Raw genomic sequence first — 15173 nt, 5'->3', positions numbered from 1 at the left:
CTTTAATCTGCTTCATGGCGGCAGCAAGTTCAGAGGCAGGAACAACCTGTTCTCCGGCGGCCACAGCAGTAAGACTTCCTTCCTGGTATTGCTTACGCCAGAGAAATAACTGGCTGGCTGCTACACCATGTTGCCGGGCAACGAGGGAGACCGTCATCCCCGGTTCAAAGCTCTGCTGAACAATTGCGATCTTTTCCTGTGTGGTACGCCGTCTGCGTTTCTCCGGCCCTAAGACATCAATCATCTGTACTCCAATGACTAGTCTAAAAACTAGTATTAAGACTATCACTTATTTAAGTGATACTGGTTGTCTGGAGATTCAGGGGGCCAGTCTACGTACTCTGTCAGGAAAATTGACGCAGTGGAGTAGCAAAAATGCAAGCGCGAGTGAAGTGGGTCGAAGGGTTAACTTTTCTGGGCGAATCCGCCTCTGGTCATCAGATTTTAATGGACGGCAACTCAGGCGATAAAGCACCAAGTCCGATGGAAATGGTGTTGATGGCGGCGGGGGGTTGCAGTGCCATCGATGTGGTTTCGATCCTGCAAAAAGGGCGTCAGGATGTGGTCGATTGTGAAGTAAAATTGACCTCTGAACGCCGCGAAGAGGCACCACGCCTGTTTACGCACATTAATCTGCATTTTATCGTCACCGGTCGCGACCTGAAAGACGCAGCGGTTGCGCGTGCGGTTGATCTCTCTGCCGAGAAATATTGTTCAGTGGCGTTGATGCTGGAAAAAGCGGTGAATATTACTCACTCGTATGAAGTGGTTGCCGCGTGATTTAACTATCCCGTTGTGAAGCCGGATAGTATTTTATCCGGCGTAATAGCAGAGTTACTCGATTTTCTTTCCTTCCATCAATCGTTGCACCAGCGGCAGCATAATTAATTCCATTGCCAGACCCATTTTGCCGCCCGGTACCACTAACGTATTGATGTGGGAAATGAATGAGCCTTGCAACATCGCCAGCAGCCAGGGGAAATCGATCCCTTCCAGATTACGAAAATGGATCACCACAAAGCTTTCATCCAGCGACGGGATACCTTTTGCCGCGAACGGGTTTGAAGTGTCGACGGTGGGAACGCGCTGGAAGTTAAGATGGGTGCGGGAAAACTGCGGTGTGATGTAGTTGATATAGTCTTCCATTGAACGCACTACTGAGTCCATCACTGCTTCTCGTGAGTGCCCGCGCTCGCTGGTGTCGCGGATCAGTTTTTGAATCCACTCAAGGTTAACGATAGGCACTACGCCGACCAGTAAGTCCACATGCTGCGCAACGTTATGCTGTGGCGTGACTACGCCGCCGTGTAAACCTTCATAAAACAGTACATCAGTGGGTTCTGGTAAAGGTTGCCAGGGGGTGAATGTTCCCGGTACCTGATTCCACGGTACGGCTTCGTCGTAGGTATGCAGATATTTGCGAGATTTCCCTTTGCCGCTCTGACCGTATTCAATGAAGGTTTGTTCCAGCAGGCCGAAGTCGTTCGCTTCGGGGCCGAAGTAGCTGATATGCCGCCCGGCGTCGCGCGCTTTGCGGATCGCCATGTCCATTTCCGGGCGGGTGTAACGGTGAAAACTGTCGCCTTCCACCTCAGCTGCATGCAGATTTAACTGCGCGAATATTTTACGAAACGCGAGGCTGGTGGTGGTGGTCCCCGCGCCGCTGGATCCTGTTACCGCAATGACCGGATGTTTGGCAGACATAGTAACTCCATGACTTAGCTATCATTATTATCTCGTCCGCCGACGGTTGCAGGTTATTCGCGAAACTGACTGCGCGGAATAATATTGACCGTTTCGTGCAGCTCCGACCATACCAGCACCGCTTCTCCGCACTGTAGCTGGCGTTTGACGTCGGCGACTTTCTGTTCAAGTGTACGCTCATGTTCACCATAATCGGTGCCTTCACGTAACACAAAGCTTTCAATTAAATTTTCCAGCGTTTCGGGGGAGAGGTCTTGCCACGGAATCAACATGATTTCGCCTCCAGATACGTTGTTAACCAGTCAGGAATGCGTGACTCCAGCCACATTTGCGGATGAAGTAATGTACCGCCAATAAAGCCAACATGACCGCCATGTTCAGTCAGTTGATACTCCACCTGCGAGGGGAGACTTTCCGGTTTCGGGATCACCTGATGATCCATAAACGGATCGTCTTTGGCGTGAATAATCAGCGTCGGTTTGGCGATCCGGTTCAGCATCGGCATGGCGCTACACTGACGATAATAGTCGATAGCGTCGGCGTAGCCGTGAATTCTGGCGGTGATTAGATCGTCAAATTCACGGATGCGACGTACCGATTTTAACTGCGCGAGATTAATCGGCAGCGTTCCGGGGTAGGCTGCCAGCTTGCGCGCGGCATTGGCTTTTAACAGGTTCAGCAAGTAACGCTGATAAACGCGGGAAAAGCCCTTTTCCATATGATAGCTACAGGCTTCCAGCATAAACGGCGCAGAGACAATCACCGCCGCATCAACCGGGAGATCATTGCCTTCCTTTGCCAGCAAACAGGCCAGCATATTACCGCCGAGCGAATAGCCGACGGCAGCCGTTGGCGCATGACCAAATTCGCGTTGCAGCCAGCGTAAAAACCAACTGGCGTCTTCGGTTTCGCCCGAATGGTAAATGCGGTGCATACGGTTTGGTTCACCGCTGCATCCGCGAAAATGCATCACCACGCCCAGCCAGCCGCGCTTTTGCGCCGCCTCAACCAGACCGTGGGCGTAAGGGCTATTGAGACTGCCTTCCAGCCCGTGAAATATCACTAAACGCGGTTTATGCCGAGCCTGTGCAGGGGCTTCACTCCACGCGAGATCGACAAAATCGCCGTCGGGCAACTCCAGCCGCTGCCAGTACGGGGTGAATTTCACCTGACGACGAAACAAACGCGGCAGCATAGTTTGTAGATGACAATTGCTAAAGCCGCGCATAGGGGTGAATTCAGCACTGCTGCTGAATTCATTGGCATCGGTCGTCGTTATCTGCGCCATCAGTTGCTTTGGCCTTCCAGCAGCATCTGCTCAAGCTGCTCCTGGGCTTCCAGCCACGCCATTTCGCACTCTTCCAGGCCGGATTTGGCGCTGGCTTGCTGTTGCAGGCAGGCGGTCAACTCCGCTTTACGGCTCTGGTCATACAGTTCGCTGTCGCCGAGTTTCTCTTCCGCCTGCGCCAGTTGCGCGTTCAGCTTCTCCATCTCTTTTTCCAGACGGGCAATCTCTTTACGCAGCGGCTGGGTTTGCGCACGCAGCTCCGCTTCCCGACGCTTCTGATCTTTACGTGCCTGGGCGCTGTTCGCGTTCTCTTTTGGCGCTTCGTCGGTCTGGTTTTCCTGCTTTTGTACGTTGCTCAACCACTGTTGATAATCTTCCAGATCGCCGTCGAACGGTTCGACTTTACGATCGTGAACCAGGTAGAGATCGTCAGTGGTGGAACGCAGCAAATGACGGTCGTGCGAAACGACAACCAGCGCGCCTTCAAACTCGATTAATGCTTCGGTGAGTGCCTGACGCATGTCGAGGTCAAGGTGGTTAGTCGGTTCGTCGAGCAGCAGCAGATTCGGACGCTGCCAGACAATTAATGCCAGCACCAGGCGGGCTTTTTCCCCACCGGAGAAGCGGCGCGTTTCTTCGGTTACTTTATCGCCCTGGAAACCAAAGCCGCCGAGGTAGTCACGCAGTTTTTGTTCCAGCTCCTGCGGCGCTAAACGTGCCAGATGTTGAATAGGTGATTCGTCGGCGCGCAGGTATTCAAGTTGATGCTGGGCGAAGTAGCCGAGCTTGATCCCTTTCGCCAGACCAATTTCACCGCTGACTGGCGCAAGTTCACCGGCTAACAGTTTGATTAATGTCGATTTACCCGCGCCGTTGCGGCCTAACAGACCAATGCGCGAGCCGGGCACCAGGTTCAGTTTAATCGAGTCGAGAATAATGCGATCGGCATAGCCCGCGCTGACTTTTTCCATCTTCAGTAACGGATTTGGCAGGCTTTCCGGCGCGCGGAAGCTAAAGCGGAACGGGTTGTCGACGTGCGCGGGGGCAATCAGCTCCATACGCTCAAGCATCTTAATGCGGCTCTGGGCTTGCTTCGCTTTGGTGGCTTTGGCACGGAAACGGTCGATATAACTTTGCAGATGTGCCACGCGTTCCTGCTGGCTTTCATACATCGCTTGTTGCTGCGCCAGACGGGTGGCGCGCTGTACTTCAAACGAACTGTAGTTGCCGGTGTACTCGAACATGCTTTGTTGTTCGATATGAATAATTTTATCAACGATCGGATCGAGGAAGTCGCGGTCGTGAGAGATCAGGATCAGCGTGCCTTGATAGCTCTTCAACCATTTTTCCAGCCAGATAACGGCATCGAGATCGAGGTGGTTAGTCGGTTCGTCGAGCAGCAGCAAGTCTGAACGGCAAATCAGCGCCTGGGCAAGGTTAAGACGCATACGCCAGCCACCGGAGAAATCACTTACCGGGCGCTCCAGTTGTTCATTGCTGAAACCGAGGCCGTGCAGCAGGCTGGCGGCACGGGAGCGAATACTCCATGCGTCAATAGCATCCAGCTTGCCATGAATGGTCGCAATGGCGTGCCCGTCGTTACGTTCGTTGGCGTCGTGCAGCTGCGCTTCCAGTTGACGATATTCACGGTCGCCGTCAATGACATATTCCAGCGCCGCTTGCGATAACGCCGGCGTTTCCTGATTCACCCACGCCAGTTGCCAGCTTCCCGGAAAGGTGTAGCTGCCGCCGTCGGCGCTGATTTCATTTTTCAGCAATGCTAGCAGGGTAGATTTACCACAGCCGTTTTTACCCACCAGGCCGACTTTCTGCCCAGGGTTGATGGTGGCGGTGGCATTATCCAGCAGGACGCGCACGCCGCGACGAATTTGTAACGAGGAGAAAACAATCATAAGGCGCCGTATGTTCAGACTATGTTAACTTATCATTATGATAATGTAATGTATGGGCGAGCTGCCGCACCGGGCGCAATGGTAGCCCAAAACAGCGACTATACACAAAAACCATACCGGGAGGGGGATGATGTCTCAGCCAGCGAAAGTTTTGCTGCTGTATGCCCATCCGGAATCTCAGGACTCGGTGGCAAACCGGGTACTGCTTAAACCGGCCACGCAGCTCAGCAATGTTACCGTGCACGACCTTTACGCGCACTATCCCGATTTTTTTATTGATATCCCCTGTGAGCAGGCATTACTGCGCGAGCACGAGGTGATTGTCTTTCAGCATCCTCTTTATACCTATAGCTGCCCGGCGCTACTGAAAGAGTGGCTGGACCGGGTATTAAGTCGTGGTTTTGCCAGCGGGCCGGGAGGAAACCAACTGGCGGGAAAGTACTGGCGTAACGTGATTACCACCGGCGAGCCGGAAAGTGCTTACCGTTATGACGCGCTGAATCGCTACCCGATGAGCGATGTGCTGCGCCCCTTTGAACTGGCGGCGGGCATGTGCCGGATGCATTGGTTAAGTCCCATCATTATTTACTGGGCGAGACGGCAAAGCGCAAAGGAGCTGGCGAACCACGCCAGAGCCTACGGTGACTGGCTGGCAAATCCGCTGTCTCCAGGAGGCCGCTGATGGAAGGTTCCGATTTTTTACTCGCAGGAGTGCTGTTTCTCTTCGCGGCGGTGGCTGCGGTGCCGTTGGCATCGCGGCTGGGGATTGGCGCTGTGTTGGGATATTTGCTGGCAGGGATTGCAATTGGCCCGTGGGGGCTGGGGTTTATTAGCGACGTCGATGAGATCCTCCACTTTTCGGAACTCGGCGTGGTATTCCTGATGTTTATCATCGGCCTTGAGTTGAATCCCTCCAAACTTTGGCAACTGCGGCGTTCGATTTTTGGCGTAGGCGCGGCACAGGTGCTGTTAAGCGCGGCGTTGCTGGCGGGATTATTGATGCTGACGGATTTCGCCTGGCAGGCGGCGGTGGTCGGTGGCATTGGCCTTGCGATGTCTTCAACTGCAATGGCGTTGCAATTGATGCGTGAGAAAGGGATGAATCGCAGCGAATCCGGCCAGCTCGGGTTTTCGGTTCTGCTGTTTCAGGATCTGGCAGTGATCCCAGCACTGGCGTTAGTGCCGTTGTTGGCGGGGTCGGCAGACGAACATTTCGACTGGATGAAGATCGGCATGAAGGTGCTGGCGTTTGTCGGCATGCTGATTGGTGGGCGCTATTTACTGCGTCCGGTATTCCGCTTTATTGCAGCTTCTGGCGTGCGGGAAGTGTTCACCGCCGCGACGCTGCTGCTGGTGTTGGGTTCCGCATTGTTTATGGATGCGCTGGGGCTGTCGATGGCGCTCGGTACATTTATTGCGGGCGTGCTGCTGGCGGAAAGTGAATATCGCCATGAACTGGAAACGGCTATCGATCCCTTCAAAGGCTTGCTGCTCGGTTTGTTCTTTATCTCTGTCGGCATGTCGCTCAACCTCGGGGTGCTTTATACCCATCTGTTGTGGGTAGTGATAAGCGTGGTTGTGCTGGTGGCGGTGAAAATTCTCGTGCTGTATCTGCTGGCGCGATTGTATGGCGTGCGTAGCTCAGAGCGGATGCAGTTTGCTGGCGTGTTGAGTCAGGGCGGTGAGTTTGCCTTTGTCCTCTTTTCTACCGCTTCTTCACAACGTTTATTCCAGGGCGACCAGATGGCGCTGTTGCTGGTGACGGTGACGCTTTCCATGATGACCACGCCGTTGCTGATGAAGCTGGTGGATAAATGGTTATCCCGCCAGTTTAACGGACCGGAAGAAGAAGACGAAAAACCGTGGGTCAACGATGATAAACCCCAGGTCATTGTCGTGGGCTTCGGGCGTTTTGGTCAGGTGATTGGTCGTTTGCTGATGGCAAATAAAATGCGCATTACCGTGCTGGAGCGGGATATCAGCGCCGTTAACCTGATGCGTAAATATGGCTACAAAGTTTATTACGGCGACGCCACGCAGGTCGATCTATTACGTTCTGCGGGTGCAGAGGCCGCTGAGTCTATCGTCATTACCTGTAACGAGCCGGAAGACACCATGAAGCTGGTGGAAATATGCCAGCAGCACTTTCCGCATTTGCATATTCTTGCGCGAGCGCGCGGACGTGTGGAAGCGCATGAGTTATTACAGGCAGGGGTGACGCAGTTTTCCCGTGAAACATTCTCCAGTGCGTTAGAGCTGGGGCGCAAGACTTTGGTCACGCTTGGGATGCATCCGCATCAGGCGCAGCGGGCGCAACTGCATTTTCGCCGCCTGGATATGCGGATGCTGCGAGAGCTCATCCCAATGCATGCCGATACTGTACAAATTTCTCGCGCCAGGGAAGCCCGACGCGAACTGGAAGAGATTTTCCAGCGTGAAATGCAACAAGAACGACGCCAGCTGGACGGCTGGGATGAATTTGAGTAGAGGGTAAAGATGGCAATCCGAAAACGTTTTATTGCGGGCGCAAAATGCCCGGCCTGTCAGGCACAGGATTCAATGGCGATGTGGCGCGAAAATAATATTGATATTGTTGAATGCGTTAAGTGCGGACATCAGATGCGAGAAGCAGACAAAGAAGCCCGCGATCACGTTCGCAAAGATGAGCAAGTGATCGGGATTTTTCATCCGGACTAGCGATATGCGCCGAGTTTTTTTAAGCTAGTGAGTACACGGCTGCAGAATTCCGCTACAATCTGCGCCACTATTCTTCCCATGCTCAGGAGATATCATGAAAGTAGCAAAAGACCTGGTGGTCAGCCTGGCCTATCAGGTACGTACAGAAGACGGTGTGTTGGTTGATGAGTCTCCGGTGAGTGCGCCGCTGGACTACCTGCATGGTCACGGTTCCCTGATCTCTGGCCTGGAAACGGCGCTGGAAGGTCATGAAGTTGGCGACAAATTTGATGTCGCTGTTGGCGCGAACGACGCTTACGGTCAGTACGACGAAAACCTGGTGCAACGTGTTCCTAAAGACGTATTTATGGGCGTTGATGAACTGCAGGTAGGTATGCGTTTCCTGGCTGAAACCGACCAGGGTCCGGTACCGGTTGAAATCACTGCGGTTGAAGACGATCACGTAGTGGTTGATGGTAACCACATGCTGGCCGGTCAGAACCTGAAATTCAACGTTGAGGTTGTGGCGATTCGTGAAGCGACCGAAGAAGAACTGGCTCATGGTCACGTTCACGGCGCGCACGATCATCACCACGATCACGACCACGACGGTTGCTGCGGCGGTCATGGCCACGATCACGGTCATGAACACGGTGGCGAAGGCTGCTGTGGCGGTAAAGGCAACGGCGGTTGTGGTTGCCACTAATACCGAAAAGGTGACAAAAAAGCGGGGAATCCCCGCTTTTTTTACGCCTCAATAATGTGGCGGTGGCGTTTCTTCAGCCTGCGACGCGATGTTCGACGGCTGGCTGGCTTTTAACTTCTCGGTCAGCAGACGCAGATGATCGCGCAGTTTCGCCATCTCCATTTCATGAGCGGTCACCGTGACGTTCAGTTCTTCAATGGTGATTTCCTGAAAAGCCAGTCGGCTCTCCAGCTCTGCCAGGCGTGCTTCCAATGATAAATCCTGCATGATTCACCTCTTTTGTCGAATGGTTGCCGCGGATTCTACTTAACTTTGCTGCCCGAGACAGCACTCATTTCGCGGTCATCGAAACTAATTTAAACAAAAAGAGTCTGAAAATAGATGATAATAGGGCGTGTCTGTATGTAGATTTGTTCGACAACGCTTTATAGTACCCTTCTGATAATAGTTAACCCTGGGGTGAGATGCCCCGATCCTGGAGATATGGATGAAATCACTGTTTAAAGTAACGCTGCTGGCGACCACAATGGCCGTTGCCCTGCATGCACCAATCACTTTTGCTGCTGAAGCTGCAAAACCTGCTACAACTGCTGACAGCAAAGCAGCGTTCAAAAATGACGATCAGAAATCAGCTTATGCACTGGGTGCTTCGCTGGGTCGTTACATGGAAAACTCTCTTAAAGAACAAGAAAAACTGGGCATCAAACTGGATAAAGATCAGCTGATCGCTGGTGTTCAGGATGCATTTGCTGATAAGAGCAAACTCTCCGACCAAGAGATCGAACAGACTCTGCAAGCATTCGAAGCTCGCGTGAAGTCTTCTGCTCAGGCGAAGATGGAAAAAGACGCGGCTGATAACGAAGCAAAAGGTAAAGAGTACCGCGAGAAATTTGCCAAAGAGAAAGGTGTGAAAACCTCTTCAACTGGTCTGGTTTATCAGGTAGTAGAAGCCGGTAAAGGCGAAGCACCGAAAGACAGCGATACTGTTGTAGTGAACTACAAAGGTACGCTGATCGACGGTAAAGAGTTCGACAACTCTTACACCCGTGGTGAACCGCTTTCTTTCCGTCTGGACGGTGTTATCCCGGGTTGGACAGAAGGTCTGAAGAACATCAAGAAAGGCGGTAAGATCAAACTGGTTATTCCACCAGAACTGGCTTACGGCAAAGCGGGTGTTCCGGGGATCCCACCGAATTCTACCCTGGTGTTTGACGTAGAGCTGCTGGATGTGAAACCAGCACCGAAGGCTGATGCAAAGCCGGAAGCTGATGCGAAAGCCGCAGATTCTGCTAAAAAATAAGCATTAAGAACCGCCGCCTGACCAGGCGGCGGTTTTTTTATTACAGGCCGGATATAATTAGTGCTGGAAAGCGGAACCTCCGCTGTATTAATTTAGTTACCCGCATCATTAATGAGCCTGCCCTGAAAAGTTAACGACAGGCTCCTGAAAAGGAGTGTTTTTTTTCATGTCCAGGTCGCTTTTAACCAACGAAACCAGTGAGTTGGATTTACTGGATCAACGTCCTTTCGACCAGACCGATTTTGATATTCTGAAATCCTACGAAGCGGTGGTGGACGGGTTAGCGATGCTTATTGGCTCCCACTGTGAAATCGTTTTGCACTCTTTGCAGGATCTAAAATGTTCAGCCATTCGCATTGCTAACGGTGAACATACAGGCCGGAAGATTGGTTCGCCAATTACTGACCTGGCGCTACGTATGCTGCACGATATGACGGGAGCGGATAGCAGCGTTTCTAAATGCTACTTTACTCGCGCCAAAAGCGGCGTATTAATGAAGTCCCTGACTATCGCGATTCGTAACCGCGAACAGCGTGTAATTGGTCTGCTGTGCATCAATATGAATCTTGATGTTCCCTTCTCGCAGATTATGAGCACTTTTGTGCCGCCAGAAACCCCGGATGTCGGTTCAAGCGTCAACTTTGCCTCTTCTGTTGAAGATCTGGTTACCCAAACGCTGGAGTTCACCATCGAAGAAGTGAATGCCGATCGCAATGTTTCTAATAACGCCAAAAATCGTCAGATCGTGCTGAATCTCTACGAGAAAGGGATCTTCGATATTAAAGATGCGATCAACCAGGTTGCTGACCGCCTGAACATCTCCAAACACACTGTCTATCTCTACATCCGCCAGTTCAAGAGCGGTGATTTCCAGGGGCAAGATAAGTAATGCGTTTTGCCATCGTGGTGACCGGGCCAGCATACGGTACGCAACAGGCGAGTAGTGCTTTTCAGTTTGCGCAGGCGCTGATAGTAGAAGGCCATGAGTTAAGCAGCGTCTTTTTCTATCGGGGAGGGGTCTATAACGCTAACCAATTGACCTCACCGGCAAGTGACGAATTTGACCTTGTGCGCGGCTGGCAACAGTTGAATGCGCAACATGGTGTGGCGCTGAATATCTGCGTAGCGGCAGCGTTACGCCGCGGTATCGTCGATGAAACTGAAGCAGGAAGGCTGGGGCTGGCTTCGTCAAACCTTCAGCCGGGATTTACCTTAAGCGGACTTGGCGCGCTGGCGGAAGCCTCGCTGACCTGTGACAGGGTGGTACAGTTCTGATGAAACGAATTGCGTTTGTTTTTTCTACTGCACCTCATGGTACAGCTGCTGGTCGGGAAGGTTTAGATGCTTTACTGGCAACTTCCGCATTAACTGACGATCTGGCCGTCTTCTTTATTGCTGATGGCGTTTTTCAGCTGCTGTCAGGACAAAAGCCCGATGCAGTGCTGGCGCGTGATTACATTGCCACTTTTAAATTGTTGGGTCTGTACGACATTGAACAGTGCTGGGTTTGTGCGGCTTCACTGCGCGAACGCGGGTTAGATCCGCAGACACCCTTTGTTGTCGAAGCCACGCCGCTCGAAGCAGATGCCTTACGCCGCGAACTCGCCAACTACGATGTTATTTTGAGGTTTTGAGGCGTTTATGCTGCACACGTTACATCGTTCACCCTGGCTGACGGATTTTGCTGCGCTGCTGCGTCTGCTCAGTGAAGGAGACGAACTGCTATTATTGCAAGATGGCGTAACTGCCGCAGTTGACGGTAACCGCTACCTTGAAAGTCTGCGTAATGCCCCCATTAAGGTCTATGCCCTGAACGAAGACCTTATTGCCCGCGGTTTGACTGGTCAAATTTCGAACGACATTATTCCCATTGACTATACTGATTTCGTCAGACTTACGGTTAAGCACTCCAGCCAGATGGCCTGGTGATGGCGGGATCGTTGTATATTTCTTGACACCTTTTCGGCATCGCCCTAAAATTCGGCGTCCTCATATTGTGTGAGGACGTTTTATTACGTGTTTACGAAGCAAAAGCTAAAACCAGGAGCTATTTAATGGCAACAGTTAACCAGCTGGTACGCAAACCACGTGCTCGCAAAGTTGCGAAAAGCAACGTGCCTGCGCTGGAAGCATGCCCGCAAAAACGTGGCGTATGTACTCGTGTATATACTACCACTCCTAAAAAACCGAACTCCGCGCTGCGTAAAGTATGCCGTGTTCGTCTGACTAACGGTTTCGAAGTGACTTCCTACATCGGTGGTGAAGGTCACAACCTGCAGGAGCACTCCGTGATCCTGATCCGTGGCGGTCGTGTTAAAGACCTCCCGGGTGTTCGTTACCACACCGTACGTGGTGCGCTTGACTGCTCCGGCGTTAAAGACCGTAAGCAGGCTCGTTCCAAGTATGGCGTGAAGCGTCCTAAGGCTTAATGGTTCTCCGTTAAGTAAGGCCAAACGTTTTAACTTAAATGTCAAACTAAACTCGTAGAGTTTTGGACAATCCTGAATTAACAACGGAGTATTTCCATGCCACGTCGTCGCGTCATTGGTCAGCGTAAAATTCTGCCGGATCCGAAGTTCGGATCAGAACTGCTGGCTAAATTTGTAAATATCCTGATGGTAGATGGTAAAAAATCTACTGCTGAATCTATCGTATACAGCGCGCTGGAGACCCTGGCTCAGCGCTCTGGTAAATCTGAACTGGAAGCATTCGAAGTAGCTCTCGAAAACGTGCGCCCGACTGTAGAAGTTAAGTCTCGCCGCGTTGGTGGTTCTACTTATCAGGTACCAGTTGAAGTCCGTCCGGTTCGTCGTAATGCTCTGGCAATGCGTTGGATCGTTGAAGCTGCTCGTAAACGCGGTGATAAATCCATGGCTCTGCGCCTGGCGAACGAACTTTCTGATGCTGCAGAAAACAAAGGTACTGCAGTTAAGAAACGTGAAGACGTTCACCGTATGGCCGAAGCCAACAAGGCGTTCGCACACTACCGTTGGTAATCCCTTCGGAGTTTTAGTCACTAGGCGGGCGCTTCCAGTAAGCAGCCCGCTTTGGGCTACTTAAATTGAACGCCTAAAAGATAAACGAGGAAACAAATGGCTCGTACAACACCCATCGCACGCTACCGTAACATCGGTATCAGTGCGCACATCGACGCCGGTAAAACCACTACTACCGAACGTATTCTGTTCTACACCGGTGTAAACCATAAAATAGGTGAAGTTCATGACGGCGCTGCAACCATGGACTGGATGGAGCAGGAGCAGGAACGTGGTATTACCATCACTTCCGCTGCGACTACTGCATTCTGGTCTGGTATGGCTAAGCAGTATGAGCCGCATCGCATCAACATCATCGACACCCCGGGGCACGTTGACTTCACAATCGAAGTAGAACGTTCCATGCGTGTTCTCGATGGTGCGGTAATGGTTTACTGCGCAGTTGGTGGTGTTCAGCCGCAGTCTGAAACCGTATGGCGTCAGGCAAACAAATATAAAGTTCCGCGCATTGCGTTCGTTAACAAAATGGACCGCATGGGTGCGAACTTCCTGAAAGTTGTTAACCAGATCAAAACCCGTCTGGGCGCGAATCCGGTTCCGCTGCAGCTGGCGATTGGTGCTGAAGAACATTTCACCGGTGTTGTTGACCTGGTGAAAATGAAAGCTATTAACTGGAACGACGCTGACCAGGGCGTAACCTTCGAATACGAAGATATCCCGGCAGACATGGTTGAACTGGCTAACGAATGGCACCAGAACCTGATCGAATCCGCAGCTGAAGCTTCTGAAGAGCTGATGGAAAAATACCTGGGTGGTGAAGAACTGACTGAAGCAGAAATCAAAGGTGCTCTGCGTCAGCGCGTTCTGAACAACGAAATCATCCTGGTAACCTGTGGTTCTGCGTTCAAGAACAAAGGTGTTCAGGCGATGCTGGATGCGGTAATTGATTACCTGCCATCCCCGGTTGACGTACCTGCGATCAACGGTATCCTGGACGACGGTAAAGACACTCCGGCTGAACGTCACGCAAGTGATGACGAGCCGTTCTCTGCACTGGCGTTCAAAATCGCTACCGACCCGTTTGTTGGTAACCTGACCTTCTTCCGTGTTTACTCCGGTGTGGTTAACTCTGGTGATACCGTACTGAACTCCGTGAAAGCTGCACGTGAGCGTTTCGGTCGTATCGTTCAGATGCACGCTAACAAACGTGAAGAGATCAAAGAAGTTCGCGCGGGCGACATCGCTGCTGCTATCGGTCTGAAAGACGTAACCACTGGTGACACCCTGTGTGACCCGGATGCGCCGATCATTCTGGAACGTATGGAATTCCCTGAGCCGGTAATCTCCATCGCAGTTGAACCGAAAACCAAAGCTGACCAGGAAAAAATGGGTCTGGCTCTGGGCCGTCTGGCTAAAGAAGACCCGTCTTTCCGTGTATGGACTGACGAAGAATCTAACCAGACAATCATCGCGGGTATGGGCGAACTGCACCTCGACATCATCGTTGACCGTATGAAGCGTGAATTCAACGTTGAAGCGAACGTAGGTAAACCGCAGGTTGCTTACCGTGAAACTATCCGCCAGAAAGTTACCGATGTTGAAGGTAAACACGCGAAACAGTCTGGTGGTCGTGGTCAGTATGGTCATGTTGTTATCGACATGTACCCGCTGGAGCCGGGTTCAAACCCGAAAGGCTACGAGTTCATCAACGACATTAAAGGTGGTGTAATCCCTGGCGAATACATCCCGGCCGTTGATAAAGGTATCCAGGAACAGCTGAAAGCAGGTCCGCTGGCAGGCTACCCGGTAGTAGACATGGGTATTCGTCTGCACTTCGGTTCTTACCATGACGTTGACTCCTCTGAACTGGCGTTTAAACTGGCTGCTTCTATCGCCTTTAAAGAAGGCTTTAAGAAAGCGAAACCAGTTCTGCTTGAGCCGATCATGAAGGTTGAAGTAGAAACTCCGGAAGAGAACACCGGTGACGTTATCGGTGACTTGAGCCGTCGTCGTGGTATGCTCAAAGGTCAGGAATCTGAAGTTACTGGCGTTAAGATCCACGCTGAAGTACCGCTGTCTGAAATGTTCGGATACGCAACTCAGCTGCGTTCTCTGACCAAAGGTCGTGCATCATACACTATGGAATTCCTGAAGTATGATGAAGCGCCGAGTAACGTTGCTCAGGCCGTAATTGAAGCCCGTGGTAAATAAGCCTAAGGGTTAATACCAAAGTCCCGTGCTCTCTCCTGAAGGGGAGAGCACTATAGTAAGGAATATAGCCGTGTCTAAAGAAAAATTTGAACGTACAAAACCGCACGTTAACGTTGGTACTATCGGCCACGTTGACCACGGTAAAACTACTCTGACCGCTGCAATCACCACCGTACTGGCTAAAACCTACGGCGGTGCTGCTCGTGCATTCGACCAGATCGATAACGCGCCGGAAGAAAAAGCTCGTGGTATCACCATCAACACTTCTCACGTTGAATATGACACCCCGACCCGTCACTACGCACACGTAGACTGCCCGGGGCACGCCGACTATGTTAAAAACATGATCACCGGTGCTGCTCAGATGGACGGCGCGATC

Annotated in this window: 20 protein-coding genes; 14 read left to right on the top strand and 6 right to left on the bottom strand. The window is 51.8% G+C overall.

All coding sequences use genetic code 11. The annotated features are described in order from the left end of the window. A partial coding sequence (locus BGK49_RS23350) for a transposase (RefSeq protein WP_000567704.1) occupies window positions 1-244 on the bottom strand: 244 nt, incomplete at its 3' end. Window positions 245-375: 131 nt separating this feature from the next. Between BGK49_RS23350 and BGK49_RS23345 the strand changes: the two genes are divergently transcribed. Further along, a complete protein-coding gene (locus BGK49_RS23345; RefSeq protein WP_001148908.1) occupies window positions 376-780 on the top strand; it encodes an OsmC family protein in 405 nt (134 codons plus the stop codon). A gap of 54 nt (window positions 781-834) precedes the next feature. On the opposite strand, the gene BGK49_RS23340 is transcribed toward BGK49_RS23345, so the two are convergent. From BGK49_RS23340 to BGK49_RS23325, 4 genes are read right to left on the bottom strand one after another with little or no spacing between them, the layout of a single operon-like run. Beyond that, window positions 835-1704, bottom strand: coding sequence for a phosphoribulokinase (locus BGK49_RS23340; protein ID WP_001274680.1), 870 nt, complete (start codon window positions 1702-1704; stop codon window positions 835-837). Window positions 1705-1757: 53 nt separating this feature from the next. Beyond that, on the bottom strand, window positions 1758-1976 hold the full coding sequence (locus tag BGK49_RS23335; protein WP_000907083.1) for a YheU family protein: 219 nt from the start codon (window positions 1974-1976) through the stop codon (window positions 1758-1760). Continuing rightward, a complete protein-coding gene (locus tag BGK49_RS23330; protein ID WP_000057399.1) occupies window positions 1970-2992 on the bottom strand; it encodes a hydrolase in 1023 nt (340 codons plus the stop codon). The genes BGK49_RS23335 and BGK49_RS23330 overlap by 7 nt, the downstream gene beginning before the upstream one ends. Further along, a complete protein-coding gene (locus tag BGK49_RS23325; protein ID WP_000634833.1) occupies window positions 2992-4905 on the bottom strand; it encodes an ABC transporter ATP-binding protein in 1914 nt (637 codons plus the stop codon). The genes BGK49_RS23330 and BGK49_RS23325 overlap by 1 nt, the downstream gene beginning before the upstream one ends. A gap of 130 nt (window positions 4906-5035) precedes the next feature. On the opposite strand from BGK49_RS23325, the gene kefG reads away from it, so the two are divergent. The 4 genes from kefG (at window position 5036) to slyD (ending at window position 8287) form a co-directional block, all read left to right on the top strand. Next, window positions 5036-5587: a glutathione-regulated potassium-efflux system ancillary protein KefG gene (kefG, locus tag BGK49_RS23320; RefSeq protein ID WP_005044430.1), complete on the top strand. Its 552-nt coding sequence runs from the start codon at window positions 5036-5038 to the stop codon at window positions 5585-5587. Further along, a complete protein-coding gene (gene kefB, locus BGK49_RS23315; RefSeq protein ID WP_000399122.1) occupies window positions 5587-7392 on the top strand; it encodes a glutathione-regulated potassium-efflux system protein KefB in 1806 nt (601 codons plus the stop codon). Before kefG ends, kefB begins: the two co-directional genes overlap by 1 nt. A gap of 9 nt (window positions 7393-7401) precedes the next feature. Next, entirely contained in the window at window positions 7402-7602 is a 201-nt protein-coding gene (locus BGK49_RS23310; protein ID WP_001007730.1) for a YheV family putative zinc ribbon protein, read from the top strand. A 94-nt stretch (window positions 7603-7696) separates the two neighbouring features. After that, window positions 7697-8287, top strand: a complete 591-nt coding sequence (slyD, locus tag BGK49_RS23305; protein WP_000861334.1) for a peptidylprolyl isomerase — start codon at window positions 7697-7699, stop codon at window positions 8285-8287. A gap of 48 nt (window positions 8288-8335) precedes the next feature. On the opposite strand, the gene BGK49_RS23300 is transcribed toward slyD, so the two are convergent. Beyond that, window positions 8336-8554, bottom strand: a complete 219-nt coding sequence (locus BGK49_RS23300) for a protein SlyX (RefSeq protein WP_001153615.1) — start codon at window positions 8552-8554, stop codon at window positions 8336-8338. A 220-nt stretch (window positions 8555-8774) separates the two neighbouring features. On the opposite strand from BGK49_RS23300, the gene fkpA reads away from it, so the two are divergent. The 9 genes from fkpA to BGK49_RS23255 all read left to right on the top strand — a co-directional run. Further along, complete coding sequence (gene fkpA, locus BGK49_RS23295; protein WP_000838261.1) at window positions 8775-9587, top strand: FKBP-type peptidyl-prolyl cis-trans isomerase; 813 nt, start codon at window positions 8775-8777, stop codon at window positions 9585-9587. A gap of 166 nt (window positions 9588-9753) precedes the next feature. Continuing rightward, entirely contained in the window at window positions 9754-10476 is a 723-nt protein-coding gene (locus BGK49_RS23290) for a helix-turn-helix transcriptional regulator (protein ID WP_000091466.1), read from the top strand. Further along, the gene (gene tusD, locus BGK49_RS23285; RefSeq protein ID WP_001209714.1) at window positions 10476-10862 is read left to right on the top strand and encodes a sulfurtransferase complex subunit TusD; all 387 of its coding nucleotides are present in this window, start codon (window positions 10476-10478) and stop codon (window positions 10860-10862) included. Before BGK49_RS23290 ends, tusD begins: the two co-directional genes overlap by 1 nt. Beyond that, a complete protein-coding gene (gene tusC, locus BGK49_RS23280; protein ID WP_000820720.1) occupies window positions 10862-11221 on the top strand; it encodes a sulfurtransferase complex subunit TusC in 360 nt (119 codons plus the stop codon). Before tusD ends, tusC begins: the two co-directional genes overlap by 1 nt. A 7-nt stretch (window positions 11222-11228) precedes the next feature. Continuing rightward, window positions 11229-11516: a sulfurtransferase complex subunit TusB gene (tusB, locus tag BGK49_RS23275; RefSeq protein ID WP_000903377.1), complete on the top strand. Its 288-nt coding sequence runs from the start codon at window positions 11229-11231 to the stop codon at window positions 11514-11516. Window positions 11517-11641: 125 nt separating this feature from the next. After that, a complete protein-coding gene (gene rpsL, locus BGK49_RS23270; protein ID WP_000246815.1) occupies window positions 11642-12016 on the top strand; it encodes a 30S ribosomal protein S12 in 375 nt (124 codons plus the stop codon). Window positions 12017-12112: 96 nt separating this feature from the next. Continuing rightward, window positions 12113-12583, top strand: a complete 471-nt coding sequence (gene rpsG, locus BGK49_RS23265; RefSeq protein WP_001138043.1) for a 30S ribosomal protein S7 — start codon at window positions 12113-12115, stop codon at window positions 12581-12583. Window positions 12584-12679: 96 nt separating this feature from the next. Then, on the top strand, window positions 12680-14794 hold the full coding sequence (gene fusA / locus BGK49_RS23260) for an elongation factor G (protein ID WP_000124700.1): 2115 nt from the start codon (window positions 12680-12682) through the stop codon (window positions 14792-14794). A gap of 70 nt (window positions 14795-14864) precedes the next feature. Beyond that, the coding region (locus tag BGK49_RS23255) for a GTP-binding protein (RefSeq protein WP_000031690.1) at window positions 14865-15173 on the top strand (309 nt) is incomplete at its 3' end.

This window comes from Shigella sp. FC1544 (genome assembly GCF_001722145.1).
GTDB lineage: Bacteria > Pseudomonadota > Gammaproteobacteria > Enterobacterales > Enterobacteriaceae > Escherichia > Escherichia coli.
This window is presented reverse-complemented; position numbering and strand designations above follow the sequence as displayed.

Bases quoted from the DNA above. Each gene is read 5' to 3' on its own strand.
- BGK49_RS23345 (WP_001148908.1), top strand. From the start codon at position 376: ATGCAAGCGCGAGTGAAGTGGGTCGAAGGGTTAACTTTTCTGGGCGAA.
- BGK49_RS23340 (WP_001274680.1), bottom strand. From the start codon at position 1,704: ATGTCTGCCAAACATCCGGTCATTGCGGTAACAGGATCCAGCGGCGCG.
- BGK49_RS23335 (WP_000907083.1), bottom strand. From the start codon at position 1,976: ATGTTGATTCCGTGGCAAGACCTCTCCCCCGAAACGCTGGAAAATTTA.
- BGK49_RS23330 (WP_000057399.1), bottom strand. From the start codon at position 2,992: ATGGCGCAGATAACGACGACCGATGCCAATGAATTCAGCAGCAGTGCT.
- BGK49_RS23325 (WP_000634833.1), bottom strand. From the start codon at position 4,905: ATGATTGTTTTCTCCTCGTTACAAATTCGTCGCGGCGTGCGCGTCCTG.
- kefG (WP_005044430.1), top strand. From the start codon at position 5,036: ATGTCTCAGCCAGCGAAAGTTTTGCTGCTGTATGCCCATCCGGAATCT.
- kefB (WP_000399122.1), top strand. From the start codon at position 5,587: ATGGAAGGTTCCGATTTTTTACTCGCAGGAGTGCTGTTTCTCTTCGCG.
- BGK49_RS23310 (WP_001007730.1), top strand. From the start codon at position 7,402: ATGGCAATCCGAAAACGTTTTATTGCGGGCGCAAAATGCCCGGCCTGT.
- slyD (WP_000861334.1), top strand. From the start codon at position 7,697: ATGAAAGTAGCAAAAGACCTGGTGGTCAGCCTGGCCTATCAGGTACGT.
- BGK49_RS23300 (WP_001153615.1), bottom strand. From the start codon at position 8,554: ATGCAGGATTTATCATTGGAAGCACGCCTGGCAGAGCTGGAGAGCCGA.
- fkpA (WP_000838261.1), top strand. From the start codon at position 8,775: ATGAAATCACTGTTTAAAGTAACGCTGCTGGCGACCACAATGGCCGTT.
- BGK49_RS23290 (WP_000091466.1), top strand. From the start codon at position 9,754: ATGTCCAGGTCGCTTTTAACCAACGAAACCAGTGAGTTGGATTTACTG.
- tusD (WP_001209714.1), top strand. From the start codon at position 10,476: ATGCGTTTTGCCATCGTGGTGACCGGGCCAGCATACGGTACGCAACAG.
- tusC (WP_000820720.1), top strand. From the start codon at position 10,862: ATGAAACGAATTGCGTTTGTTTTTTCTACTGCACCTCATGGTACAGCT.
- tusB (WP_000903377.1), top strand. From the start codon at position 11,229: ATGCTGCACACGTTACATCGTTCACCCTGGCTGACGGATTTTGCTGCG.
- rpsL (WP_000246815.1), top strand. From the start codon at position 11,642: ATGGCAACAGTTAACCAGCTGGTACGCAAACCACGTGCTCGCAAAGTT.
- rpsG (WP_001138043.1), top strand. From the start codon at position 12,113: ATGCCACGTCGTCGCGTCATTGGTCAGCGTAAAATTCTGCCGGATCCG.
- fusA (WP_000124700.1), top strand. From the start codon at position 12,680: ATGGCTCGTACAACACCCATCGCACGCTACCGTAACATCGGTATCAGT.